At 68.6% G+C, this 24764-nt stretch carries 21 protein-coding genes; 2 read left to right on the top strand and 19 right to left on the bottom strand.

Going from position 1 to position 24764, the window contains the following annotated elements; all coding sequences use genetic code 11:
- Positions 1-80: 80 nt before the first annotated feature.
- The 10 genes from AMYHA_RS26520 to AMYHA_RS16455 all read right to left on the bottom strand — a co-directional run bounded on the left by AMYHA_RS26520 (position 81) and on the right by AMYHA_RS16455 (position 11051).
- Entirely contained in the window at positions 81-554 is a 474-nt protein-coding gene (locus AMYHA_RS26520; protein ID WP_231104782.1) for a DUF742 domain-containing protein, read from the bottom strand.
- Between the two features lie 61 nt (positions 555-615).
- Positions 616-1056 (bottom strand): roadblock/LC7 domain-containing protein, encoded by a 441-nt coding sequence (locus AMYHA_RS16420; protein WP_034272314.1) that lies wholly within the window; start codon positions 1054-1056, stop codon positions 616-618.
- Positions 1057-4875 (bottom strand): sensor histidine kinase, encoded by a 3819-nt coding sequence (locus tag AMYHA_RS16425; protein ID WP_034272317.1) that lies wholly within the window; start codon positions 4873-4875, stop codon positions 1057-1059.
- A 702-nt stretch (positions 4876-5577) separates the two neighbouring features.
- Entirely contained in the window at positions 5578-5931 is a 354-nt protein-coding gene (locus AMYHA_RS16430; RefSeq protein ID WP_034272320.1) for a DUF3817 domain-containing protein, read from the bottom strand.
- A gap of 36 nt (positions 5932-5967) precedes the next feature.
- On the bottom strand, positions 5968-6432 hold the full coding sequence (locus AMYHA_RS16435; protein ID WP_034272323.1) for a hypothetical protein: 465 nt from the start codon (positions 6430-6432) through the stop codon (positions 5968-5970).
- A gap of 16 nt (positions 6433-6448) precedes the next feature.
- Entirely contained in the window at positions 6449-7252 is an 804-nt protein-coding gene (locus AMYHA_RS16440) for a lytic transglycosylase domain-containing protein (protein ID WP_231104784.1), read from the bottom strand.
- 205 nt (positions 7253-7457) lie between these two features.
- Complete coding sequence (locus tag AMYHA_RS16445) at positions 7458-7952, bottom strand: hypothetical protein (protein ID WP_034272329.1); 495 nt, start codon at positions 7950-7952, stop codon at positions 7458-7460.
- Between the two features lie 387 nt (positions 7953-8339).
- Complete coding sequence (locus AMYHA_RS27440; RefSeq protein WP_169732943.1) at positions 8340-8507, bottom strand: hypothetical protein; 168 nt, start codon at positions 8505-8507, stop codon at positions 8340-8342.
- A gap of 132 nt (positions 8508-8639) precedes the next feature.
- Entirely contained in the window at positions 8640-9785 is a 1146-nt protein-coding gene (locus AMYHA_RS16450) for a CaiB/BaiF CoA transferase family protein (RefSeq protein WP_034272331.1), read from the bottom strand.
- A gap of 114 nt (positions 9786-9899) precedes the next feature.
- Positions 9900-11051, bottom strand: coding sequence for an acyl-CoA dehydrogenase family protein (locus AMYHA_RS16455; protein ID WP_034272333.1), 1152 nt, complete (start codon positions 11049-11051; stop codon positions 9900-9902).
- 99 nt (positions 11052-11150) lie between these two features.
- On the opposite strand from AMYHA_RS16455, the gene AMYHA_RS16460 reads away from it, so the two are divergent.
- Complete coding sequence (locus AMYHA_RS16460) at positions 11151-11801, top strand: TetR/AcrR family transcriptional regulator (RefSeq protein ID WP_051400000.1); 651 nt, start codon at positions 11151-11153, stop codon at positions 11799-11801.
- 222 nt (positions 11802-12023) lie between these two features.
- Positions 12024-13646 carry a succinic semialdehyde dehydrogenase gene (locus AMYHA_RS16465; protein WP_034272335.1) on the top strand — a complete coding sequence of 541 codons (1623 nt, stop codon included), beginning with the start codon at positions 12024-12026 and terminating at the stop codon, positions 13644-13646.
- On the opposite strand, the gene AMYHA_RS16470 is transcribed toward AMYHA_RS16465, so the two are convergent.
- The 9 genes from AMYHA_RS16470 to rsmH form a co-directional block, all read right to left on the bottom strand.
- Positions 13618-16704, bottom strand: coding sequence for a helix-turn-helix transcriptional regulator (locus AMYHA_RS16470; protein ID WP_051400001.1), 3087 nt, complete (start codon positions 16702-16704; stop codon positions 13618-13620). The genes AMYHA_RS16465 and AMYHA_RS16470 overlap by 29 nt on opposite strands.
- A gap of 48 nt (positions 16705-16752) precedes the next feature.
- A complete protein-coding gene (locus AMYHA_RS27090; protein ID WP_157362170.1) occupies positions 16753-16893 on the bottom strand; it encodes a hypothetical protein in 141 nt (46 codons plus the stop codon).
- A gap of 160 nt (positions 16894-17053) precedes the next feature.
- The gene (locus tag AMYHA_RS16475; RefSeq protein ID WP_157362561.1) at positions 17054-17287 is read right to left on the bottom strand and encodes a DUF397 domain-containing protein; all 234 of its coding nucleotides are present in this window, start codon (positions 17285-17287) and stop codon (positions 17054-17056) included.
- A 2-nt stretch (positions 17288-17289) separates the two neighbouring features.
- A complete protein-coding gene (locus AMYHA_RS16480; RefSeq protein WP_034272337.1) occupies positions 17290-18153 on the bottom strand; it encodes a helix-turn-helix domain-containing protein in 864 nt (287 codons plus the stop codon).
- A gap of 342 nt (positions 18154-18495) precedes the next feature.
- Positions 18496-19434: an acyl-CoA thioesterase II gene (gene tesB / locus AMYHA_RS16485; RefSeq protein WP_084037310.1), complete on the bottom strand. Its 939-nt coding sequence runs from the start codon at positions 19432-19434 to the stop codon at positions 18496-18498.
- A gap of 112 nt (positions 19435-19546) precedes the next feature.
- A complete protein-coding gene (pyk, locus tag AMYHA_RS16490; RefSeq protein WP_034277584.1) occupies positions 19547-20971 on the bottom strand; it encodes a pyruvate kinase in 1425 nt (474 codons plus the stop codon).
- Between the two features lie 112 nt (positions 20972-21083).
- The gene (locus AMYHA_RS16495; protein ID WP_034272339.1) at positions 21084-22985 is read right to left on the bottom strand and encodes a peptidoglycan D,D-transpeptidase FtsI family protein; all 1902 of its coding nucleotides are present in this window, start codon (positions 22983-22985) and stop codon (positions 21084-21086) included.
- Between the two features lie 162 nt (positions 22986-23147).
- Positions 23148-23759: a hypothetical protein gene (locus AMYHA_RS16500; RefSeq protein ID WP_051400002.1), complete on the bottom strand. Its 612-nt coding sequence runs from the start codon at positions 23757-23759 to the stop codon at positions 23148-23150.
- On the bottom strand, positions 23756-24733 hold the full coding sequence (rsmH, locus tag AMYHA_RS16505; RefSeq protein ID WP_034272341.1) for a 16S rRNA (cytosine(1402)-N(4))-methyltransferase RsmH: 978 nt from the start codon (positions 24731-24733) through the stop codon (positions 23756-23758). The genes AMYHA_RS16500 and rsmH overlap by 4 nt, the downstream gene beginning before the upstream one ends.
- Positions 24734-24764 lie beyond the last annotated feature (31 nt).

A 24764-nucleotide genomic window follows, 5' to 3' on the forward strand; every position in this document is an offset into this window, starting at 1 on the left:
CTTTCACTTCAGTGACGGCACAAACGGATAAGAAAACGACAGAGCCGCCCATCGCGCGCAATGAGCGACGGCTATTTCTCTCAGAGCCGACGGAGTCCACTCAGCACCCTTTCCATGAGCAACAAATGGGCCTCCGCGCCGTCCGCACCGGAAACCGTGTTGTGCACGTTGACAAGACCGGCATCGGCCGCGTCGCTCACCAGAACCCGCGCGACACCCAACGGCATCCGCAGATCGACCGCGATTTCGGCGACGGAACGGGGCGACGAGCACGCCTCGACGATCGAGCGTTGCTCGATACGCATCGGGGCAGACTCGGAGAGCACACCGTTCTTCGCCGAAATCAAGGTCTCCAGCTCCAACGCGTAGGAAGCTTTCGTCCGCCCGCCGGTGAGCATATAGGGACGGACAAGCGATGTCTCGTCCTCCCGGTTCGAGCGGCCGTCGATTGCCGACGCGGTGGCGTGCGCGGAACGCCGAGGGCGCTGCGCCGTGGCCTGCACGGGCAACTCGGCGTCGACCGCGCCGACAGTGCTGCTATCGGACGTATCCACAACCACTGCCTCCTCCTGTGCTGCGTGATGCTCGGAATCATCGGGATCGGTCATCGCGCTCTCATGCCGGAGCACCGAGCAACGACGACCCGCCCGAGCCCTGCAACTGGGCACGGAGTTCCGGCGTGAGAATCTGGCCCACCCGGTCGACGAGCAAGGTCATTTCATAGGCCACCTGGCCGATGTCGCAGTTCGGCGCCGCGAGCACGGCAAGGCAGGACCCGTCGCTGATCGACATCAGGATCATGATGCCGAGTTCCATCTCGACGACGGTCTCGTTGACGGCACCCGCCTCGAAACAGTGCGCGGCGCCCTGGGTCAGGCTCACCAAGCCGGATGCCACCGCTGCGAGCTGGTCGGCACGGTCGAGCGGCAGCCGCGCAGACGACGTCAGCAACAGGCCGTCGGCCGAGACCACCACAGCGTGCGCGACACCCGGCACGCGTTCTGCGAAATCGTTGACCAGCCAGCCGAACTGGTTCTGGGGTTGCGGCGAGGTCATTCACCCTCCATTTTCCTGCGACGTGCTCTCGCTCGGTTGGTTCGTACTATCGCGTCCACGGCGGACACCTTGCTGGAAGCTGCTCAACCTGCCACGCATCGCGTTGGGGTCGCGATCGGGTTGCGGCGGCTTGACCGGCGCTGTCTTCGTCGTGGCAGTCGCGCTGCCCGGCAGCAACTGAGCGCCACGACGCCTGCGAGGCAGGCCGGACTCCGTGAAATCGGGCGGTGGCATCGAGGCCATCGCGTCGACGTCCGAGAGTTCGGAGTCCCGGGAGAAATCCCAGATGTCGGTCGCTGGCTCGTTGTCCTTCGTGGCGAGTGGGTCCGGCACCGGTGCGGTCGACTCCTCCGGCGACGGCGGCTGCGCGCCGTTGCGCGGGGTCTCCGGCTTGTCGCCAGCAGCGCCCGGCGTCGCGGCTGGCTTCGCGCCGTGCGACTTCGCGCCTTGCGACTTCGCGCCGTGCTTCGCCGCGGTGCGCTGGCCATTCCGCGCGCCGGTGCCCGTATCACTGCCGGTACCCCTGCCATTCGCGGAGTCGGCGCCCTTGGCGGAGTTCGCGGTGGGCTTCGATGAGCGCTTGCCGGAGCCCGCACCCTTCGTCGAGCCCTGCCCGGAGCCCGTGCCCGGCTTCTTGGCCGCACCAGAGCCCTTGGCCGCGCCGCGCGACGAGCCGTTGCGTGAGCCGGTGGCAGCGCCATTACCCGAACCGTGGCCCGAACCGTGGCCGGACGCCGCATCGGAGCCCGACGGCGTGCCGGAGCCGGTTGCCTGGCCGTTCGGGGATGTCGACGACGTATCGGACGATGGCCGCGCACCCGTCTCGTGCTTGCCAGACGTGCCTTCGGGCGACTGCCCTGAGTCCTGCGCCTCCGGAGCGTTGTGCTTGCCGACGCGGTGCTTGCCCCGGCTGAGACCACGCTGGAAGCTGCTGAGCCTGCCCCTGACGTCGTTGGGGTCGCGGTCGGGCAGGTCCGCCCTGCCAAGCTGCGACCGGCTCGGCTTCTCGCTGACCTGCTCGCCAGCCGCGCTGCCGGGCAGCAACCGCTCCCCGCGCTGCCGTCTCGGCAACCCAGCCTCAGTGAAGCTGCTCGCCGACGACTTCTTGGCGATTTCGGCGACGGTGCGCCAGTTCTCGTCGGCCGCGAACGTCCAACTACCGTGCTTCGCCTCGCTCTCAGTGCTCGGTTCCTGCTCGGCGGCATCGCCCGTGGTACGGAACCACACCGACAGCATCTCGTCGAAGATCGGAGTCGACTCCGACCGCGACGGTACCGGCTCCTTCGGCGGCGCTGGCTCTGCGGCCGCCGCCTGCCACCAGTCGGACAGCGGTGACGTGCCCGGCTTGAACAGCGCACTACCCGAGGGCAGATCCGTGCCGGCGTTCGCGTTGGCAGCTGACGTGCCGCCGCCGTTTCGCGTGCCGGTCTTTCCAGCGCCGTTCTTCCCGCCACCATTCGTGGCACCGCTGCTCGCGCCGTTCTGCGCGGTCTTCGTGCCACCGTCCGCGGTGCTCTCCGCACCACCGGTGTTGCCGTTGCTCCCCGCGCTGCCGTTGGAGCTCGTGCCACTCTTGCCGCCAGTGCCGTTCGCCGACGCGGGCACCCTGCGTGGCAGCTCGGTCGGGCCACCTCGCGGTGTCCGGTCCGGCCTGCGCGCGGGCTCCTCGCTGTCGTCGGTGATCGGAGTGAACAGCGCGGTACCGGAAATCTCGACGTCGCTTTCCGGTGCGGTCTTCGCCCCGCTGATCACCTGCTTCGTGCGCGCGTCAGGTGTGCGGGCAGCCGCTGCCTCAGTGATCATCGGGATCTCAGAGGTCAGCGGACCACCGCCGGCGCCGATGATCAGCTCAGGCGGCACCGCGACCGTGGCCATGACGCCCTCGGTCTCCGTGCCGCGCTGCAGTGTGACGCCGAAGCCATGCTTGCTCGCCAGCCTGCCGACGACGAACAGTCCCATCCGGCGCGAGGTGACCATCGTCATCTCCGACGCCTCGCCCATACGGGCATTGGCCTCGGCGAACTCGCTCTCGCTCATGCCGATGCCGTGGTCAAGGACGTCGATGGTCATCGCGCCACCGTTCGTCACCGAGGTCGTGACGGTCACCTGGGTCTCCGGCGGCGAGAACGCCGTCGCGTTGTCGAGCAACTCGGCGAGCAGCCGCATCAGGTCGCTCGCGGCGTGGCCGACCACCTTGGTCGTCGGCGGGGACTGCACCACGACCCGCTGGTACTGCTCGATCTCGGAGACGGCGGCACGCAGCACGTCGGCGGTGCTGACCGGCCTGCCGGAACGCCTGCCGGTCTCCGCGCCGGAGAGCATCATCAGGTTCTCGTTGTTGCGCCGCATGCGGGTGGCGAGGTGGTCGAGCTGGAAGAGCGTCGCGAGCTGGTCCGCGTCCTCCTCATCCCGTTCGAGCCGCTCGATCAGCTGCAACTGCCGCTGCACCAAGCTCTGGCTGCGCCGCGACAAGTTGACGAACATACCGCCGTACGCGCTGCGCATGTTCGCCTGCTCCGCGGCGAGCCGCAGCGCCTGCTGGTGCACCGCGTCGAACGCCCTGGCCACCTCGCCGACCTCATCGGTCGCGGTCACCGGCACCGGCTCGATGCTGGTGCTGGGATCCGTGCCGTCCTGAATCCGCCGAACCTCTTCCGGCAGCCGTTCCTCGGCCACCGTCATCGCCGACGTCCGCAGCACTCGTAGCGAGTGCAGCAACTGCCGAGTGATCACGATGACGACAAGCAGCGCGACCAGCAGCGCGAGGCCGAGTAGCACGGCAAGCACGACCACACCGGTCGTCGCATCGGACACGAGACCGTTGGAGGTCGCGACCGCCTTGGCGGTGAGCCGGTCGGCGACCTGGCCGAGCTGCTCGGACACCCGCCCGGACGCGTCTTGCCACTCACGCGGCGACAACTCGGCGATGGCCCGGTCGGAGGGCACCCCGAGCTCACCGAGCACCGCGCGCGCCGAGCGCGCCCGCGCCTGCGAGCTGGGCTTGCTCAACGTGTTGGTGTACAGCTCCCGCTCCGCGGGCGCGGCCACCGCGACGAAGTTGGCGAGCCGGTCCTCGATGCGTACTTCCCAGGTGCGCACCAGCGTCAGCTCGGACGGCGCAAGCGAACCCCGCACCGCGCCGAGGCCGACCAGTGCGCGCTGCTTGGACACCTCCTCGCGCGCGGCCGCCAATTCGAGCACCGCACGCGGGGTGCCGCCAATCGCCTCGTCACTGACCCGGGCCACCGACGCACTGGCGAGCTGCAACAGGGCGTCGGTGATCGCGGAGTACTCCTTGATCGCTTCGACCGGGCCGAGCTTGCCCGCCGAGACGTCCTCACGCAGGGCGGGCAACCTGTTGAGCACAGTCTCCGACCGGGTGACCGCGTCGACGATGCCCTTGTCGTGCTCCACCGCCCGCGTCGCGGTGGAGGTGACCGGGTCGATGGCGGCGTCGACGTCCTCTCGCGCCTGCCGCAGCGCCTTGTTGGAGCCGCGCGAGTCGGTCAGTCTGGCAACGGTCTCGGTGCGCTCCCGCTGCACGGCGTTGAGCAGGCCACCGACCTCGCCGGTGAGCACCATCAGGCTGTCGATCCGCTGGTAGCTGTCCGAACGCGAAATCTGGCTGGACAGCGTCGACGCACCGAGCACTACCGCGATCACCAGTGGCACCAGCGTGACCGCCGCCAGCTTGACCGGCAGCTTCCAGTCACGCCATGCCAGCAGCTTGCCGAGCCACGAACGCCACGATGCGCCGCGTCCCGGCTCTTCGCCGAGCAACCGCTCGACGGGAACTTGTTGTTGGCCTGATCCGGTCACGTATGTGACTCCCTGTTCCACACGATCGACCCCAGTCAACGGTTCATGGTCTGGTCGGGACGGCAACATGCATTTCGCATGTTGCGCTCATCTACCGGTTCGCGACACTGCCTCACTCGATCACCCAGTCCGTACTCCACGCACCGCACGGGCGACGTGCGGCAGTCCAGATCGACCGTGCCGGCACCAGCAGCCGCGAGACATCGTGCGCCGAACCTCCTCAAAGCCGCTTGCCGTGAAGCACTTCGTCGAATCTGCCGGGAGAGCCTACACCCATCAGGTGATCTCAAAATTCACTCGACATAGCGGCGTTGACCTGCGACGACGCATCGAAAATGCGCTATCGGAAAATGGATATCAATTACCGCGTGCGACTCGAATTCATTCGGTGACGCCCTCTTGAGTGACCGTTGGAACCGAAATCACCCACACAGAGCAATTATGTGATCTTTACACCGGAGGAGGGCTACCGAACGTACTAAAAACCCGTGTGATACGGGTAAATCTATGCACGATGATGTGGTCTCCAGTAACCCCTCTTAAGTCACACCGACGGGTGGAGCCCGCGGTCTGACAGCGACTGCATCTTGCAGGTCACCCGACCGGCGCGGGCGGGCGAAATCGCAGGTAAAAGGGGGTAACTACGTCGAAATGTCCGATACGCGGCGCGTTCGGTGGTCGCTCAGTGGGGTGGACGCAGGTTCAGTAGGCCGGGTGAGCCCGAACTCGGTGCGTCACCTTACGTTCGGCGAGGAACGACACGAACGGGATGCATCCGGCGAGCAACACGGCCGCGGTGCCCCACAAGGTCCACCGCGCCTTCAGCGCCAGATCGACCGCGAGCGCGAGGTAGACCATGTAGATCGCGCCGTGGATCGGCGAATAGATCGCCGACGGCTCCGGGTTGCCGAAGCCGTAACGGATGATCATCACGACGACGAGACCGAGCAGGCCGATGCCGGTCACCACGGCGGCGACCCGGAAACGTCGCAACGGGGCGCGCAGGGTGCCTTCGCGGGTGGTGCCGGTGGTGTCCTGCTGCTCTGAGGTCGTCATGGTTCCGCTGGCCCTCTCAACGGAGCTCAGGCCCCGTCACGATGTCTGGTCACGCTGGTTCAACTCAGCAAGGTAGCGGTTGTACTCCGCCAAGACGTCGTCGGGTTCACCGTCAGTGTCGGCCGCCACGGAATGCCGCGGCGCGCGGTACAGCCAGCGGCTCCGCAACGCCGACCCCGTAGCGGGGGCGTTGCTGCCGGTCGTCGCACTGGCGGTGGCGGGTTTGGCGCGCCCGGCCGGCTTCGTCGACGCTGCGCGCTCCGTCGGCTTCGCCGGCTCGGTCGATGCCGCGCGGAGCTTGCGCATCCGCAGGAACACGAACGCGGGAAACAGCCCGAACAGTGGCCATTGCAGCACGTAACCGAGGTTCTGAAAGCTACCGCCCGCCGAGGAATAGCGCTCCCACTGCCACCAGGCGAGCGCGCAGCACACGATCAGGCTCGCGGTCGAGACCGCGACCACACCGAACCGGCGTGCGGCAAGGGATTGCAGCGCTGACACACTTCGACGCTAGCACTCAGCCGCGACTGTTGACGGCGCGCGCATAGTGATCCGCCAGACCGAAGACCTTCTGGCCGTACTCGACAGACTGGTTGTAGGACCACAAACCGGCCCACCAGCCCTCGGCAGACGACATGTCCCTGCCGCCGGCGCAGAGATAGTGGGCAGCGGCGAGCGCGGCGTCGTCGATCTGCTGCGGGTCGGCCACTCCGTCGCCGTTGCCGTCGGCGGCGTAACTCGCCCAGGTAGACGGGATGAACTGCATCGGTCCGACCGCGCGGTCCACCTTGGTGTCACCATCGAGTTCGCCGCCATCGGTGTCGCTGATGGACTTGAAACCGCCAGAGCCGTCCAGCGGGACACCGATGATCGGCGTGGACGGCACACCGTTGGGCTGCAACACCGCGCCGCCGTAGCGACCGTGGTCGGACTCCACCCGCCCGATGCCTGCCAGCGTCGCCCACGACAACCGGCACGCCGGGTTGGTCTGCTTCATAGCGATCTCGGCCTTGCCGTAGGCGTGCAAAGCCCGCGACGGAACCCCGATCGCGGGCCCGGTGCGCTTCGCCCAGCCGGTGAGCGAGCCACCGGAACCCTGCGTGCCCGACCCGCCACTCGGGCGCTGCTTACGCTGCTTCGGCGTGTCCTTGACGGACACCGGGGTTACCGACCCTGGCTTCACGTTGGCGGCCTGCACGGAAAGTGCGGGAATCTCCAGCGTGGTCGGGCTCGGATCAAGCGCGGCGGCTTGCTTCAGCCCCCACACCGCGCCAACGGCAAGGCCGAGAACACCGAGTACGGCGACCAGCCGAGCGCCCACAGCACGACCGTGGGCGTGCCGTTGTCTCGGCCGGGAACGCCTACTCTCGTCGTTCTCGCTCTCACCTGAGCTGCCCACCAATAATCGCCTCTCGTCGCCGCCGGCTCACTGGATACAACGCGCCGCGATCTCGCGGCGTTACGCCGTTGTATCACGACAGTACCGACGTGCGGGTGAAACGATCGTGACGCGGACCGCGGCAGGCTCAGCTCGCCGCGTCGCGACGGGCCCGCGACAGCCTGGCGACGCACCACGCGGCGGCGCTGCCTCTGCGAAGGTGTTCCAGGACCGTGTACGGACCGAGGTGGGTGCTGAGGTCACTCGGTGACAGACCGGCGGCACGGTACTCCAGCGCGCGCTGGTCCAGCGGGCTGAGCCCGGCGTCCCACCATTCTTCGGCCTCCGCGACGCCACCGACCATGCGCCACCATCGCGCCGCGGCGGCGAGCAGCTCGTCAGGAACACCGGGCAGCCGCTTGCGCATGGCAGCGATGTACGACGAGTCCGAAGGGTCCGTGATGTTGAGGGCCGACCAGTCCGGCGCGTCCTCACTGCTGCGTTGACCTGGGATTCCTGGCGTCGCTGGGACGTCTGCGAGCCACTCCGACGCTATGCGGTTGATCTCGACGTCCTCCGCGGTTTGAGCTCGCTCCTCCGACCACTGCCGGATCAACTCGTCTACGCCAGGATCATGGGTCATGTCCGTCTCCCTACGGGTATGCAGTCATAGAGTCGGGGCCGTACCGCTTCGTGATCGGGAGTTCGCGATCGCCAGTGTCGACTGGTGTCTCTCTGACGGTGCAGAACCACTCGGTCACTTAATGTGAGCACCGTAGGGTGCGTTCCCACCGATACGCCAGACCTCAAGTCATCGAATTCCGCTGACCTGGGAGTTCATTCCACCAATCCACCCGTACGGCGCAATCTTGCGCCCGCATTGTGGGACAGCTCACATGCGAGTGCACGTGCATCCGCGCTGCTCAGGGCGGCATTTCCCGTCGCGGTCGATCGTACGAGTGTCCGCTGATCGATGTGATGCGGGCCACGTCGCCTACGCAGCGCGCACAGTGTCGGTAGTGCGGAGAAACTAAGCGAACAAGGCGCGGACGAACGTCATGAGGGCTTCCGCCCCATCCTGCAGCCAACCCAGGACCTCGTGCACAGCGTTCGCGGACTCGTGCGGTTTGGAGATAAGGAAGAACAGCACGATTGCGACAGCGCCGACAATGGCGGCCTTTTTGGCGTTCGGCGTCATGGCTCCATCCGATCAGCTATCACAAGGCCGCACGCTTCGGCCCGCTTTCCGTGTCCGGCTCTCGAGCCTAGAGCAAACGTCGATCAACTCCGCACCGGTCGGCGCCACGCGCACGGCGTGGCGCCGACCGCCTTACGCGATCACACCCGCGTCCCGCAGGCGAGCGACCTCCGTCTCGGCCATGCCCAGTTCGGACAGCACCTCGTCGGTGTCGGCTGCCGTCTCATGCGGAGCGGCGGGCGTGGCAGCTGGCGTGCGGTCGAACTTCGGCGCGGGCGACGGCAGCGTCACACCACCGACGTCGACGAACGTGCCGCGCGCCGCGTTCTGCGGGTGCGACGGCGCCTCTTCAGCCGACAGCACCGGCGTGATACAGGCGTCAGTGCCCTCCGCCTTGGCGACAAGCTCGTCGCGGGTGTACTTGGCGATCTCGGCCGTCAGGAGCTCACGCAGCCGTGGCCACTGCGATGCGTCGAAGTGATGGTGCGGCAGCTCGGCGTCGTCCAGCTCGAGCACCTTCACCAGGTCAGCCCAGAACCGCATCTCGAGCGCACCAACGGCCACATACTTGCCGTCCTTGCACTCGTAGGTGTCGTAGAACGGCGCGCCGCCGTCGAGCAGGTTGGTACCGCGCTCCCCCGACCAGGCACCGCTGGCCTTGAGCCCGTACAAGCTCGTCGCCAGCAACGCGGAACCTTCCACCATCGACGCGTCGACGACCTGGCCCTTGCCAGAGTTGCCCCGCTCGAACAGCGCGGCGAGAATGCCCATCGCCAGCAACATCCCGCCACCGCCGTAGTCGGCGACCAGGTTCAGCGGCGGCATCGGGCGCTCCCCGGCACGGCCGATCGCGTCCAACGCGCCCGACAGCCCGACGTAGTTGATGTCGTGGCCCGCGCGCTGTGCCATCGGACCGTCCTGGCCCCAGCCGGTGATCCGGCCATAGATCAGGCGCGGGTTGCGGGCGTGGCAGTCGGCGGGCCCAAGGCCCATCCGCTCGGTCACGCCGGGCCGGAAGCCCTCCACCAGCACGTCGGCCTGCTCAACCAGGCTGAGCACCAGCTCGACGCCCTCCGGCTGCTTGGTGTCGACGCCGATCGACCGGCGGCTGCGGCGCAGCGGGTCGTTCTCGAAGCCGATCACATCGGCGCCCGGCTTGGCCCGGTCGACCCGAATGACGTCGGCCCCCAGGTCGGCCAGCACGGTACAAGCGAAAGGTCCCGGCGCGAGCCCTGCTAGTTCCACCACCCGCAGCCCGCTCAGCGGCCCTGCTCCCATGTTCTGTCCTCTCGTCACGGTCACACTCGTCAAAATCGGCTAGGAAGTCGATTCGGCTAGGAAATCGATGAGAAGTGAGGGTGACCCGAACCGGGTCACCCTCACAGCGAGCCCTCACAGGCTGCGAGCGATGATCTCCTTCATGATCTCGTTGGTGCCGCCGAAGATCCGGGTCACCCTCACGTCGGCCCATGCCCGTGCGATCGGGTACTCATTCATATAGCCATAGCCGCCGAACAGCTGCAGACACTCGTCGACCACCAGGTTGATCCGGTCCGTCGTCCACAACTTGATCATCGCGGCGCCCTGCACGTCCAGCTCGCCCTTGAGGTGCCGCTCAATGCACTGGTCCAGGAACGCCCTGCTCGCCGCGGCTTCCGTCGCCGCCTCCGCGAGCTTGAACTTGGTGTTCTGGAAGCCGAAGATCGGCCTGCCGAACGCGGTGCGCTCCTTGGTGTACTCCAGCGTCTGGTTGACGGCCGCCTCCATACCGGCGACCGCCGTGACGGCGATGATCAGCCGTTCCTGCGGCAACTGCTGCATCAGCTGGATGAAGCCCTGGCCCTCGGCGTCACCGAGCAGGTTCGCCGCGGGGACGCGAACGTCGTCGAAGAACAGCTCCGAGGTGTCCTGGCCCTTCATGCCGATCTTGTCCAGCACGCGCCCGCGCCGGAAGCCCTCCGACGACGTCGGCACGCCGAACAGCGACACCCCGGCAGCGCCCGCGTCCGGGTCCGTCTTGGCCGCCACGATGACGAAATCAGCCTGGGCACCGTTCGTGATGAACGTCTTGGAGCCGTTGATCACGTACTCGTCGCCGTCGCGGACCGCGCGGGTCTTGATGCCCTGGAGGTCGGAGCCGGTGCCGGGCTCGGTCATCGCGATCGCACCGACCCACTCGCCGCTGACCAGCTTGGGCAGCCAGTCGTGCTTCTTCTCATCGGAGGCGTAGTTGAGCACGTAGTGGTTCACGATGCCGCTGTGCACGGACACGCCCCACGCGCTGTCTCCCGAGCGCGACTGCTCCTCGAGCAGCACGGCCTCGTGCGCGAACGTGCCGCCGCCACCGCCGAACTCCTCCGGCATGGACAACCCGAGCAACCCGACGTCGCCAGCTTTGCGCCACAGGTCGCGGTCGACCTCTTTCTGATGTGCCCAGCGCTCCTGGTTCGGCGTCAGCTCCTTCTGGCAGAAGGTGCGCGCGAGCTCGCGGAAGTCTTCGAGATCGGAATCGCTCCACGAACTCGCGGGCAGTTGCAGCGGCATGAGTCCTCCAGCTGGAAAACATTCCATTCGGCATGTAAGTTCTACCTGGAATGTACAGCTCGCCGCCCAGTGGAACAAGCACGGAATGAGGGAGATGAGGTGACGGCGACCAAGCCGACCCAGCCCGACGCGCTCGCGCGAACCCGCGAGCGCGGCCACCGCACCCAAGCCGAGCGGCGCGAACGCACCCGTACCGCGCTGCTCGACGCCACCATCGACTGCCTGACCGAACTCGGTTACGCCCGGACGTCGGTGCAGGAGATCTGCGCGAGAGCAGGCGTGTCCAAGGGCGCGCAGCAGCACCACTTCGCCACGAAAGCGGAGCTGATGGCCGCCGCCGTGGAGCACCTGACGAACCGGATCCAGGCCGAGATCCTGGCGGCGTCCGGTGACCTGCCGGAAGGCCCGGAGCTGGTCGAACAGGGTATCGACCTGATCTGGCAAGGCTTCGCCGGCACGCTGTCGGCCGCGGTGATGGAGCTGTGGGTGACCGCGCGCACCGACGCCGAACTCGCCGCGGCGATCAAGCCGGTGGACAAAGCACTCGGCCGCTCCACGCTGGAGCTGTTCCAGACGCTGGCGCCAGAGATGCCGCAACGGACGATGGAAACGCTGTACTGGCTGACCGTGAATCTGACCAGGGGACTCGCGCTGGACGCGCAGATCGGCGGCGACGCCGCCCGGCGGAACCAGCTGCTGACCGAATGGAAGCGCATCGCGCTGGCCGTCTACCGAGACGACGTGACGTGACGAGCGTGGCACCGGGAGCCAGGGCAGGCGGTGGGCCGATGCGACCCTCGCACGCACCGGCCCACCGCCTGCCCTGAAGGAGTGACCTCTACTGACAAGGACGGCGCAGCCGCGCGAGTGTGACGCGAGAGCCGTATCACCGGCCGGGCGACGCCTTGGCCAGCTCGCGGGAACGCCGGTAAGCTCAAGAAAAACCTACCGCTGAGTAACTGGAGTGTGTCGATGACGAGCGCAGCGCCGGGGAACGCGTCGGAACAGACCGGCCAACAGGGCAGCAGCGGCAGCACGATCGGTGCCATCGCGGGCGCGCCCTCGACGTCGCGGGCCAACGACTTGGTCGCTCGAGTCGTCGGCGGTAAGGACAACGCGCCGGTCGAGATGACCGCGCCGTTCACCGGCAAGCCGATCGTCCCGCTGCCGCAGGCCACCGACGCCGACGCGCGTGCGGTCTTCGACGAAGCGCGCCGTGCGCAGCGCGCGTGGGCCAACACCAGCGTCGCCGAGCGGCAGCGCGTGCTGACCAAGCTGATGTCGCTCGTGCTCGACCGGCAGCAAGAAGGTCTCGACCTCGTCCAGGTGGAAGCGGGCAAGAGCAGGCTGGACGCCTTCGACGAGATCGCGGGCACCGCGCTGGCCGCGTCGTACTACGGCACGTACAGCGCGCGGGCACTCGGGGTGAAGCGCAGGGCCGGCGTGTTCCCGCTGCTCACCAAGGCCCAGGAACTGCGTCACCCCAAGGGCGTCGTCGGCATCATCTCGCCGTGGAACTACCCGCTCGCGCTGACCGGGCTGGACGTCCTGCCCGCCCTGGCCGCTGGCAACGCCGTGGTGCAGAAGCCGGACAACCAAACCGCGCTGTCGGCGTTGTGGCTGCACGAACTCGCCGAAGAAGCCGGACTGCCGCGCGGGGTGTGGCAGATCGTACTCGGCAGGGGCTCGGTCATCGGCGACGCGATCGTCGAGGAGTCCGACTACGTGGCGTTCACCGGCTCGACGGCCACCGGCAAACGGCTCGCTGGCAAGATCGCCGAGCGGCTGACCAGCTTCTCGCTCGAACTCGGCGGCAAGAACCCGATGATCGTGCTGCCGGACGCCAATGTCGAAAAGGCGGCGAACGGCGCGGTGGCGGCGTGCTTCTCGTCGGCGGGTCAGCTGTGCGTGTCGGTGGAGCGGATCTACGTGCACGAGTCCATCCGGGAGGATTTCGCCGCCGCGTTCGCCGCCAAGGCGAAGGAACTCACGCTGGGCGCGAAACTCGACTACTCGGCGGGCATGGGATCGCTGACCTCAGCAGACCAGCTCAAGACGATCACCGAGCATGTCGACGACGCCCGTGCGAAGGGCGCCACGGTGCTGGCGGGCGGCAAGGCGCGACCGGACATCGGCCCGCTGTTCTACGAGCCGACGGTGCTCACCGATGTCACTCCGGACATGACGCCGTTCGCCAACGAGACCTTCGGGCCGGTCGTGTCGATCTACGGCTACACCGACATCGACGACGCCGTGCAGCGCGCGAACGACACCCAGTACGGGCTCAACGCCAGCGTCTGGAGCTCCAACGGCGCGAAGGGCCGCGAGGTCGCCGCGCGCATCAAGGCGGGCACGGTCAACGTCAACGAGGGCTTCGCCGCGAGCTTCGGCTCGATCGACGCGCCGATGGGCGGCATGGGTGACTCCGGTGTCGGCAGGCGAAACGGCGCGGAGGGCATCCTGCGGTTCACCGAGGTGCAGACCGTGGCCACGCAGCGTGGGCTGAAGCTGCGGCCGTTCAAGGGCATGCCACCCCGGCTGTGGGCACGCTCGCTGACCACCGGGATCAAGGCGCTGCGGCGTCTGCCTCGGTAACCGGCCCCCGGTTCTCCGTAGCGGCGAGCAGTCCCCGGTCGTAGGCGATCGCGACGGCTTCGGCGCGCCTGCTCGCGCCGAGCTTCGCCATCGCGCGAGACAGGTGCACGCTCACCGTCTTCTCGCTGATGTAGAGGTCGGCGCCGATCTGGCGGTTGGTGCTGCCCAGCGCGACCCGTTCCAGCACCGCGTGCTCCCGCTCGGTCAGCGGGTTGCCATCGGCGCCCGGCGCTGGCCGCGGTCGCCGTCCGATCCGTGCCCTGCTGGCGAGCCCGCGCACCTCGGCCAGCAGCGGGCGCGCGCCGAGGCGTTCGGCCACGGCCTCCGCCGCCATGAGTTGCGACGCCGCTTCGGTCTGCGGATCAGCACGAGCATCGGAGCCGCCGGTGGCATTTCCCGTGGCGACCTGCCCAGCGGCCGCTACCCGAAGTAGCGCCGCCGCATAGCGCCACCGGCAGACCGCCTGCTCGTAGACGGCCCCGTAGTCGAACGCGTCGACCGCGCGCCGCCACAGCTCGGGTTCGGGCGCCCCGCGCAGCCAACTGGCTTCCGCGTCGGCGCGTGCGAGCCACGCCGCGCCCTCCTTGCCGAGCGTGGCGCCTCTGGTCTGACCGCGTTCCGCATGGTCGCGGGCGTGGCCGAGCAGCCGTTCACCCACCGCGATGGCATCCGCTTCGGCCGCATCGTCGCCGTTCCCGCGGGCGGCCTCGGCGGCTCGCGCCGCCGCCCCAATGCCGAGCGCCGCGAGCCGTACCCCGGCGAGCAGCCACGGCTCGAACTGATCGAGCCAGCCCAGCGCGCGTTCGATCGCGGCGATCGCGACATCGGGTTCGCCACGCCAGCACGCCAGTTCCGCGTGCGCGGCACCGGCCTCGCGCGCGATGCCGACATCCCACTGCCAGTGCTCGACCAGCTCGTCGATGCTGGCCTGTGCCTCATCGAACCGCCCGGTCGCCACCAGCAGGTTCACCGCCGCCGCGCGCAGCCGTATCGCGGCGAGGCTCGGCGCGCCCTGCTCGATGGCGGTGAGCTCGCGCGGCCAATCCCCGGTGATATAGCGAAGGTGCAGTGCGTGCGCCCGCAGCTGGAGCCCATACCCGCTGGACTGCAGCCCCAGCTCGGCGGCGCGGGCCATTCCGGCGTCGTAGACCGCGAGTGCCTGGGCGTACTCGGTCTCGTCGTCGTGGGTGAGCGCCAACGCGAACCACGCCCGCAGCTCGGCCGCGAGCGCGCCGGCGGTGACGGCCTTGTCCCTGGCATCCCGCAGCAGTTCCCGCGCCCGCACCACGTCGCCTTTGCGTTCGGTGAGCACCCCGAGGGTGCACAGCGCGTCGGCCTCGGCCCCGAGGACGTCGGTGGCCCGCGCATCGTCGATGGCGGCCAGCGCGCTGCGTTCGGCGTCGTCGAACTCGTTGAAGGCCCGTTGGAGCATCGCGCGGGTGGCGAGCACCCAGGCGCGTTCCTTGCTCGGTGGCGCGTCGGCGACGAACCGCCACGCGGTCTCGATCGCCTTCGGTGACTCGTGTTCGGCGCCGGTCATGCTCAGTGCGAGCGCCATCCTGCGCCACACCGCCGCGGCGCGTTCCGGGCCGACTTGCTCCCCGAGCGGACCGTCGAGCAGCTCGACCGCCGAACGCGCGTAACTCACCGCCCTGTCGGTCTCCCCGGCGAGCCCCGCGAAGAAAGCAGCACGCCCAAGCAACCGCAGTTCGTCCACATCGGATGGACGTTGGTCTTCAGGCACCGCGTCCCAGATTCGCAGCGCCTGCTCGATGCCACGCAGCGCGGCCGATGGCGCTCCCCTGCCCTGCGCCTCGGACGCCGCCCGCAGCGATGCCGCGAGCGCGGTGGGTAGGTCGTTGCTCTCCAGGCTGTGATACGCGAGCAGCGCCGCCTGACGTGCGCCGGTCCTGCCGACCAGCCGTCGCGCGTAGGCGGCGTGGATGCGGACCCGCTCGCCCGGCAGCAGGTCGGCCTGCACCGCCTCGCGCAGCAACGCGTGTCGAAACCGGTGGAACGCACCATCGACGACGAGCACGTTGTGCCGCACCGCCTCGCGCAGCGCCTCCTCCAACTCCTCCTCGTCGAGACCGGCGACGTCAGCGAGCGCCCGATGGCTCGCGCCGCCGTCCGCGAGCGAGGCGATTCGCACCACCCGTTGCGTGGTGGACGCCAGCCGGGCCAGCCTGGCGTGCAGCAGGTCGGCGAGGGCGTCAGGGATCCCGTCGCACTCGACGCACGATGCGAGCAGCTCCTCGAGGAAGAAGGGGTTGCCCTCACCTCTGCTGACGATCCGCGCGACGAGGCTCGGCTCGATCGACTGCGTCGCCAGCGCACCCACGAGTTCGCGCGCGTGGGCCTCATCGAGCGGGTGGAGGTCGAGGTGCTCGACCGCGGGCACCCGCCGGAGCTGCGTGAGCATCGAGCGCAGCGCGTGTCCCCTGCCCACGTCGTCAGCGCGATAGCTGGCCAGCACGAGCAACCGAACACCACACGCCCTGGACAGCACGAACGACAGCAGGTCGCGCGTTGAGCCGTCCGCCCAGTGCAGATCTTCGATGACGAGCACGACGGTGCGCCGCTCGGCGAGTTCGGCCAGCAAGCCGAGCACCGCCTCGAACGCCTGCAACTGGCCGATGTCGCGTTCCGGAGTGGTGCGGCCAGGGACCTCCCGCGTCAGGGTCGCGGCCAGCCGGTCCGAGCTGGGCGCCGCGCTCACCGCGAGCTGCGGCAGCACCCTGCCGAGCGCCGGTCGGCCGCGCACCGCGTCGGCGGCGGGGTGGGTGTCCCTGGTCAGCGGGGCGAGCGCGTCCGCGAAGGCGAGATACGGCAGCTCGTGCTCTGCCAGGTCAAGGCAACGGCCGACGAGAACGAGCGCGTCAGATTCCCGCGCCTCCTCGGCGACGGCCGTGATCAGCCGGGTCTTGCCGACCCCGGCCTCGCCCGCGATGAGCACGCCACGTGCCGAGCCAGCGTCCGCGGCAGCGAGGGCGGCACGGAGGCGATCGAGTTCGGCATGGCGACCGATCAGCGGCTCCTCGGCATCCTCCCTCGACATGCCGTCATCGTACGGTGAACGGCCGACAACATTCGGCCGTACCCGAATTCATTTCACGCGTGACAGGCTCAGGCGGCGCGGACGGCCAGCCAGCCGGAGCAGGCGCGCACGTCGAGCCTCGGCCCTGTAACGGGCGGTGCGGTAGTCGACCTCGGCCATCACAGCGTCATAGGTGCGGTAGGGGATCATGGGGCTCTCCTTCGAACCGTGGTGTGTCGGTGCTGATCTCCACGGTCGTGCTGAGGCCCCTGGCGTCACATCGGGCGTTCACGTCGCCCAGTGCGGTCGCGGCACCCCTTACCCCGGCTTACCTCTGCTCACCGGGGGTAAGGGAGTGCCACGGGTGCGGTCAGCGCAGGTCGAGCGCGCCAGTACGCGCGGCGCGCAGCATCTCCTGCCACTGCGCGGTCTCAATCCGGATCACGCCGCCGTCCCGGTGCTTCGAGTCGCGCACGACCGGCGCCGCATCGATGAATCCCACCTCGACACAGTCGTTGCCGCCGCCGCTGTAGCTGCTCGTGCGCCACTCGACGGTGCGTTCGTCGTCCCTGCTGAGCACCAAATTCCACTCCTTACTCGTCATCATTACTCTTCCCTCCCGCTCGTGGCGGTCGAGGCAAGCCCGGAAATCAGGTCGGTCGAGTCGTCCGGTTTGAGCGCCGTCGCGCGCAGGTGGTCGAACATCAGTGAGTACCGCCGGACGTCGGCGGGCAGTTCAAGGTAGGCCCCGCTTGTCGTACTGTCGACGTAGACGACATCGGGGTCGGCCTGTTCCGGGAAGCCCAAGATCAGGAACGGGCCCTCCATGCCGGGGTGCGCGCCCGCGCCGAACGGCACCACCTGGATCGTCACGTGCGGCAGCGCCGCCATGGTAAGCAGCCGTTCGAACTGTTCCGCCATCACATCGGAACCGCCGACGGCGCGGTGCAGCACGGCCTCATCGATCACCGCCCAGTACTCCGGCGGGGCGGGCTCGGTCAGCAGCCGCTGCCGCTGCATCCGCGCGGTTACCCTGCGCTCGATCTCTTGCTCATCGGCATCGGGCCGCATCGCCCTGATCACCGCGTGCGCGTACCGCTCGGTCTGCAGCAGTCCTGGCACCAGCAGCGCCTGAAACGCACGCAACGAGCTGGCGTCGGCTTCCAGACCGACGAACGCGCCAGTGAACACCTCGCTGTAGGCGTGCCACCAGCCTCTGGTGCGCGCCTCGCGAGACAGCTGGACCAGCGCTTCCCTGTCGTCACCAGCGACGCCGTACAGCTCAAGCATGTCCCTGACGTCGCGCGGCGTCACACCGACGTGCCCGGTCTCGATCCTGCTGATCTTCGACGCCGAGCATTCCAGCTTCTCGCTCACGTCGTCGATGGTCAGGTCGGCGACCTCCCGCAGCCGCCGCAGCTCACTGGCGAGCCTACGGCGGCGGACCGTCGGCCCTCGGCCCCGTGACACGGACGCACCTCCTGCCGTGCTGCGTGTGCTCTTGCATCTGCATGTGGCATCTAATCAGCTCACCGAGATTCGCGCGCCCGGGCTACCCGATGTGGGGCTGATTACGATCCGGACTCGAATCTGCAAGTTGCAGATTCGAGCAGTACACTGGCGATGCGCACCTGCGTCAGTGTTGGCGTCACCATGGCGTCCGCTGAGGCCGGACGACACCCTCCCCGGTTCCCCCTTCGTCGTTCGGTCAGGTGTACCGAGGTCGGGACCGTGTCCACGTTGGTCCCGGCCTCGGTGTACGCCACGGCACTTCCGTCCGGTCTTCCCCGCTGGCTGAGTCGACGTCGTAGGTCAGTCGCCGCGGCCGGGAGCTTCGGAGCCATCGCCGTTAGCGCCATCGGGGCCGTCAGCGTCGCTGTCGAGCACCCGGAGCAGCCCTTCCTGCACCACAGTGGCGATCAGCGTGCCATCGCGGGCGAAGAACCGCCCCGTCGCCAGCCCGCGCGCGCCGGACGCGGTGGGCGAGTCGGTGTCGTAGAGGAACCAGTCGTCGGCACGAAACGGCCGGTGAAACCACAGCGCGTGATCGAGGCTGGCGCCGAGCACCTTGTCCATATTCCAGTACACACCGTGCCGCGCGAGCGCCGAGTCGAGCAATGTCAGGTCGGACGCGTACGTCAGCACGCACACGTGCAACAGCTCGTCGTCCGGCAGCGTGCCGTTGGCTCGCATCCAGACCTGGTTGGCCCCGGTCCTGCCGCCCGTTGAGCGGGTCACCCACGGCGGGTCGTTGACGTAGCGCAGGTCAATCGGGCGGTTGCGGGCATAGTCGACCATGTCGTCGCCGAACTCCGCGAACCGCTCCGCCAGTGTGGGCAGCGACTCCGGGTCGGGCACCGCTGGCATCGGCGTGGTGTGCGTGACGCCGTCCTCCTGTTTCTGGAACGACGCCGCCAGCGAGAAGATCGCCTTGCCGTGCTGCACCGCGACCACCCTGCGGGTAGTGAAGGAGCGGCCGTCCCGGATGCGGTCCACCTGGTAGACGATCGGCACGCGCGGATCGCCGCCCCGGATGAAGTAGGCGTGCAGCGAGTGCACGTGCCGCTCGGCAGGCACCGTTCTGCCCGCGGCGACCAGTGCCTGGCCCGCGACCTGCCCGCCGAATACCCGCACCGGAGAGTCCGGCGGGGACACGCCCCGGAAGATGTTCTCCTCGACCTTCTCGAGATCGAGCAGGGCCACGAGCCGGTCGAGCGAGACCTGCTCCTCAACTGGTTCCGCATCACTCATGCGGCCTCCTCAATCGCGCGCGCCGCGCCAAGACACGACGTCGGCCAGCATGACGTCCAATAGTTCGGATCTGCGAGCAATCCTCACGCGGCCAACTGTAGAGGGCAGGTGATCAGGCGTGATCTTCCTCGCCGAGCCGGTGCACCCGAATGAGATTGGTCGAGCCGACCGTGCCGGGGGGCGATCCCGCGACCACGACGACCAAGTCGCCCGGCTGGTAACGCGGCATGGCAAGCATCGCCTGGTCGACCTGGCGCACCATCGCATCCGTCGAGTCGACCGACGCCACGATCTGCGCCGTCGTCCCCCAACTCAGCGCCAGCTGCGAGCGAACGCTCTCCAGTGGTGTGAACGCCAGCAGCGGCAGCCGGGTGTGCAACCGCGACAACCTGCGCACGGTGTCACCGGACTGCGTGAACGCGACCAGCGCCTTGGCATTGAGCCGCTCCCCGATGTCGCGGGCGGCGTAGGAGATCACACCGCGCTTGGTACGGGGCACATGACTCAGCGGTGGCACGGCGGTGGACTCCGCCTCGACCGCCGTCACGATCCGGCTCATGGTCTCGACCGTCTCGATGGGATACCGGCCGACGCTGGTCTCGCCGGAGAGCATCACCGCGTCGGCGCCATCGAGCACCGCGTTGGCCACATCGGACGCCTCCGCGCGGGTGGGCCGGGAGTTGCCGATCATCGAGTCGAGCATCTGAGTGGCGACGATGACCGGCTTGGCATTCTCGCGGGCGATCTGGATGGCACGCTTCTGCACCAGCGGCACCTGCTCCAGCGGCAGCTCGACGCCGAGGTCGCCACGCGCCACCATGACGCCGTCGAAGGCGAGCACGATCGCCTCCAGGTTGGCGATCGCCTCCGGCTTCTCCAGCTTCGCGATGACCGGCACCCTGCCCCTGCCTGCCCGGTCCATCACCTGGTGCACCAAGTCGATGTCGGCGGGCGAGCGCACGAACGACAGCGCGACGAAGTCGACGCCAAGCTGCATCGCGAACTCGAGGTCGGCCATGTCCTTGTCGGACAACGCTGGCACCGAGACGTCCATACCCGGCAGCGACACGCCCTTGTTGTCGCTGACCGGGCCGCCCTCGACGACCTCGCAGACGACATCGGGGCCTTCGACCCGCAGCACCGTCATCGCGACCTTGCCGTCGTCGACGAGCAGCCGGTCACCCTGCTTGGCGTCGTCGGCGAGCCCCTTGTACGTGGTCGACACCCGATCGTGCGTTCCCGCCACGTCCTCGACGGTGATCCGGACGACATCACCAGTGCGCCACTCGGTCGGCCCGGTGGCGAAGGTGCCAAGGCGAATCTTGGGGCCCTGCAGATCGGCGAGGATGCCGACGGGAGTATCCGTTTCGGCTGCCGTGTTCCTGATCAGGTCGTAGACCTGCTTGTGGTCCTGGTGGGTGCCGTGGCTGAAGTTCAATCGCGCGACGTTCATGCCAGCGCGGACCAGGTCACCCACCTTCTCAGCGGTCGCCGTGGCAGGGCCCAGGGTGCATACGATTTTCGCTCGTCGCGTCACGTCCACACAGCCTAGCCGACGCCCCGGGGTGAACTGAACCGATCCCGAGATCGTTTCGGTCACTATTCGGGTACTACTTAGTGCACAGCACGGTTCACCGCGATGACGGCGCTCAGTCGAGGATGAGCGGCACCACGGGAGCGCGCTTGTCCGACAACGGGATCTGGTAACGCTGCGCCAGGTAGGCGGCGATGTCGTGGAACAGCGGACCCGCGGAGTGACCGAGCGGCAGCGTGGTGTCGGGCGCGTCGAGCCGGATCGCGACGACGAAACGCGGATCGTCGGCTGGCAGCACACCCGCGAAGGTGATGTTGTACTTCGACTGCGAGTAGCTGCCCGTCACCGGGTTGATCTGCTGTGCGGTCCCGGTCTTGCCCGCGATCTGGTAGCCCTCGATGGCGGCGGGCGGCGCGGTCCCGTCGTTCTGATAGCCGGGAGCGTCCTGCGTGGTGGCGCGCAACATCTTGAGCACCTGATCCGCCGTGCGCTCGCTGACGACCCGCACCCGATCCGGCGCGGGTTCCGGCACCCTTGTGCCGTCCTCGCGCACGGTGGCGCTGACGATGCGGGGCTGGACGCGCTCCCCGCCGTTGGCGATCGCCTGGTACATGCCTGCCAACTGCACCACGGTCATCGACAGCCCCTGCCCGATCGGCAGGTTGCCGAACGTCGAACCCGACCACTGGTTGCGCGGCGGCACCCTGCCCGCGCTCTCGCCGGGCAGGCCGATGCCGGTGCGCTCACCAAGGCCGAACTTCTGCGCGATGTCGAGCCAGCGGTCCTCGCCGACCCGTTGCGCCAGCTTCAGCGTGCCCACATTGGACGACTTGGCGAACACCCCCGTGGTGGTGAACGGCAACGTGCCATGCGGCCAGGCGTCGTTGATCGTGCGGTCGGCGACGGTGATCTGACCGGGCACCATGATCCGCGACCGCGGCGTCGTCACCCCGTACTCCAGCGCGGCGGCCGCGGTGATGACCTTGTTCACCGAGCCCGGTTCGAACGGCGTCGTCACCGCCTGGTTGTTCAGCTCCTTCTCGGAAGCGGCGGTGATGTTGTCCGGATCGAAGGTGGCGTCGTTGGCCAGCGCGTACACCTCGCCGGTTTCGGCGTCCATGATCACCGCACTGCCGCCGTTGGCATTGGTCCGCGTCACGTAGTCGGCCAGCCGCCGCTGCAGCTCGTACTGTACGTCGGAGTCGATGGTCAGCTCGAGGTCGGAGCCGCTCACGGCAGACCGCAGCTCCTTCGCGGTGCCCGGGATCGGGATGTCATCGCCCTCACTGGTATCGACCAGCCGTCTGCCCGGCCTGCCGACGAGGCTGTTGTCCCGCGCGCTCTCCAGCCCGATCAGGCCGTGGATGTTGTGCTTGGACCGATCCGGCGAGTCCATCCGCCAGTTCGCGAACCCGACGATGTTCGACGCCAGCCGCCCGCCGGGATACTCCCGCAACGCGCGCTGCTCCTGTGCGATCTCGGGGAACTCATTCGTGATCTCGTTCGCGACCGACGGCTCGACGTTGTCGACAAGGAAGGTGAACGGACCCGGTTTGCGGAACCGGGCGAGCAGGTCTTCCTCGGTAGTCAGCTCAGGCAGTTTCTTCGCCATGTACCGCGAGATCTCGGCGATCCGCGCCTCGAAGTCCTTGTCGGACTCCGGGTTTGTGCGGTCGTGTTCCGCCCACTGCTCGCGCATGGCGCGCAGGTTCACCTGCAAGGTGCGGGTCTCGACGCTGAACGCGAGCTGGGTGCCGTTGCGGTCGACGATGTCGCCGCGTTTGGCGGGGATCTCGATGACGGTCTCACGCTGGCGCTCGGCACGCTCCGACAGCGCCTCCGCCTGGAACGCCTGCAGGTAAACCAGCTTCAGCCCCGCGAGGCTGAGCACCGTCACCAGAATCAGCGCGGCGGTGGTGTAGCGGTTGCGGGGCCAGCGCAGCGCGCCACGCAGCCGCGTGCGCAGGCGGGTGCGAACCCGCCTGCCGCGCTGCGGCGCGCCCCGCTTGTTCCGCACCGGAGCGCGGGACGACGTCGTGGCACGCGCGGCGCTGGTACGCGACGGGGCGCCGCTACGGGACGTCGCCGAGGAACGGGTGCGCGCCCGTGCGGCCGGCGCCCCGCGTGTCCCACGCCGGGGCGCGGCGCCACGCTGTCGCCGACTGCTTGCCATCGCGTGTTACCTGCCCGCCGGCCGCGGTTCGCCGACCAGCTTCGGCTTGCCGTCCTCGGACACCACGATGCGCGCCGGGTTCCCCGACGGCACCATGCCCAGGTCCCTTGCCTTCTGCCCCAACTCAGCGGGCGACTCCTGCCGCGCGACTTCGCGCTGCAACTGCTCGGCGCGTTCCTCGAGGTTCGCGGTCTCGGCCCGCATCCGCTCCAGCCGGTAAGAGTCCGCGATCGCCTGGGTGGACAGCCACAGCGTCAGCACGACACCCGTCGCCAGCATCACCATCATGAGCAGCACGAACGAGGCACGAGATCGCGGCAGCCGGAGCGCGATCAGCGCACCCATCCCCGCCGCGGCGGTGCCGCTCTCGACGTGGTCGACGGCGGCGGTGCGCTGCGCCCTGCGGGCGTAGGCCTTCTGCGCCGCCGAACTGCGGCCCCGCTGCGGGCTATGCTCCGTCGTTCGCTGGGGCGATCGGTGCGGGGATCGCTGCGGCGAGCGCCGGGCAGGGCGCTGCCGAGTGCCGGTTCGGCCCGATGCCGACGTCGTGCCGCGTGCCGGTGACGCCTCGGTGTCCGCCGTGCGTGCCGCCGTCGCGGCCCTGCTCGCCGTCGTCATCCTGACGCCTCCTCTGTCACGATCCGTTCCGCCGCGCGCAGGCGCACCGGCGTTGCCCTGGGATTGCGTTCGCTCTCGGCCTCGGACGCACGTTCCGCGCCCCTGGTCAGCAGCCGGAACTCGGGGCCGTGGCCGGGCAGCTCCACCGGCAGCCCCTCCGGGGTGCGCGAGCGCGACCGTTCGGCGAGCGCGCGCTTGACCAGCCGGTCCTCGAGCGAGTGATACGACTCGACGACGATCCGCCCGCCAGGCGCGAGCGCGTCCAGCGCGGCGGGTAGCGCGCGAGCCAGGACGTCCAGCTCCCGGTTGACCGCGATCCGCAGCGCCTGGAACGTGCGCTTGGCAGGATGACCGCCAGTGCGCCGCGCCGGCGCGGGCACGGTGTCGTAGATCAGCCGCACCAGCCGCGCACTGGTGGTGAACGGCTCCTTCGCCCGTGCCGCGGCGATGGCCTTGGCGATCCTGGCGGCGAACTTCTCCTCGCCATAGCCGCGCAGGATGCGGGTCAGCTCCTCGACCGGCGCGGTGTTGAGCAGGTCGGCAGCCGTCTGCCCTCGGGAGTCGTCCATGCGCATGTCGAGCGGAGCGTCGACGGCGTAGGCGAAGCCGCGCTCGCCGGTGTCCAGCTGCATCGAGGAGACGCCGAGGTCGAACAGCACGCCGTGCACCGCGCCGATGCCCTCGTCGGCGAGGACGTCAGCGATTTCGTCGTAGACGGCGTGCACCAGCCGGACCCGGTCGCCGTAGCACGTGAGCCGCTCGCGGGAGTAGGCCAGCGCGTGCGGGTCGCGGTCCAGCCCGATGAGCCGCAGTGAGGGATGCGCGGACAGCAGCGCATCGGCGTGCCCGCCAAGACCGAGCGTCGTGTCGACAAGAACAGCACCGTCGGCGGCCTCTCGGTTAAGCGCGGGGGCGAACAGCTCGAGCACGCGGTCGAGCAGCACCGGCTCGTGCGACGCGGCACCTGCTGCCATATCGTGCTCCCTTTCCACCTCCGTGCTCGCC

This window comes from Haloechinothrix halophila YIM 93223 (genome assembly GCF_000504245.1).
Taxonomy (GTDB): Bacteria; Actinomycetota; Actinomycetes; order Mycobacteriales; family Pseudonocardiaceae; genus Haloechinothrix_A; species Haloechinothrix_A halophila.

Coding starts and splice junctions, on each gene's coding strand:
- AMYHA_RS16420 (WP_034272314.1), bottom strand. CDS start 1,056: ATGACCTCGCCGCAACCCCAGAACCAGTTCGGCTGGCTGGTCAACGAT.
- AMYHA_RS16430 (WP_034272320.1), bottom strand. CDS start 5,931: ATGACGACCTCAGAGCAGCAGGACACCACCGGCACCACCCGCGAAGGC.
- AMYHA_RS16445 (WP_034272329.1), bottom strand. CDS start 7,952: ATGACCCATGATCCTGGCGTAGACGAGTTGATCCGGCAGTGGTCGGAG.
- AMYHA_RS27440 (WP_169732943.1), bottom strand. CDS start 8,507: ATGACGCCGAACGCCAAAAAGGCCGCCATTGTCGGCGCTGTCGCAATC.
- AMYHA_RS16450 (WP_034272331.1), bottom strand. CDS start 9,785: ATGGGAGCAGGGCCGCTGAGCGGGCTGCGGGTGGTGGAACTAGCAGGG.
- AMYHA_RS16455 (WP_034272333.1), bottom strand. CDS start 11,051: ATGCCGCTGCAACTGCCCGCGAGTTCGTGGAGCGATTCCGATCTCGAA.
- AMYHA_RS16465 (WP_034272335.1), top strand. CDS start 12,024: ATGACGAGCGCAGCGCCGGGGAACGCGTCGGAACAGACCGGCCAACAG.
- AMYHA_RS16470 (WP_051400001.1), bottom strand. CDS start 16,704: ATGTCGAGGGAGGATGCCGAGGAGCCGCTGATCGGTCGCCATGCCGAA.
- AMYHA_RS27090 (WP_157362170.1), bottom strand. CDS start 16,893: ATGATCCCCTACCGCACCTATGACGCTGTGATGGCCGAGGTCGACTAC.
- AMYHA_RS16475 (WP_157362561.1), bottom strand. CDS start 17,287: ATGACGAGTAAGGAGTGGAATTTGGTGCTCAGCAGGGACGACGAACGC.
- tesB (WP_084037310.1), bottom strand. CDS start 19,434: ATGAGTGATGCGGAACCAGTTGAGGAGCAGGTCTCGCTCGACCGGCTC.
- AMYHA_RS16500 (WP_051400002.1), bottom strand. CDS start 23,759: ATGACGACGGCGAGCAGGGCCGCGACGGCGGCACGCACGGCGGACACC.
- rsmH (WP_034272341.1), bottom strand. CDS start 24,733: ATGGCAGCAGGTGCCGCGTCGCACGAGCCGGTGCTGCTCGACCGCGTG.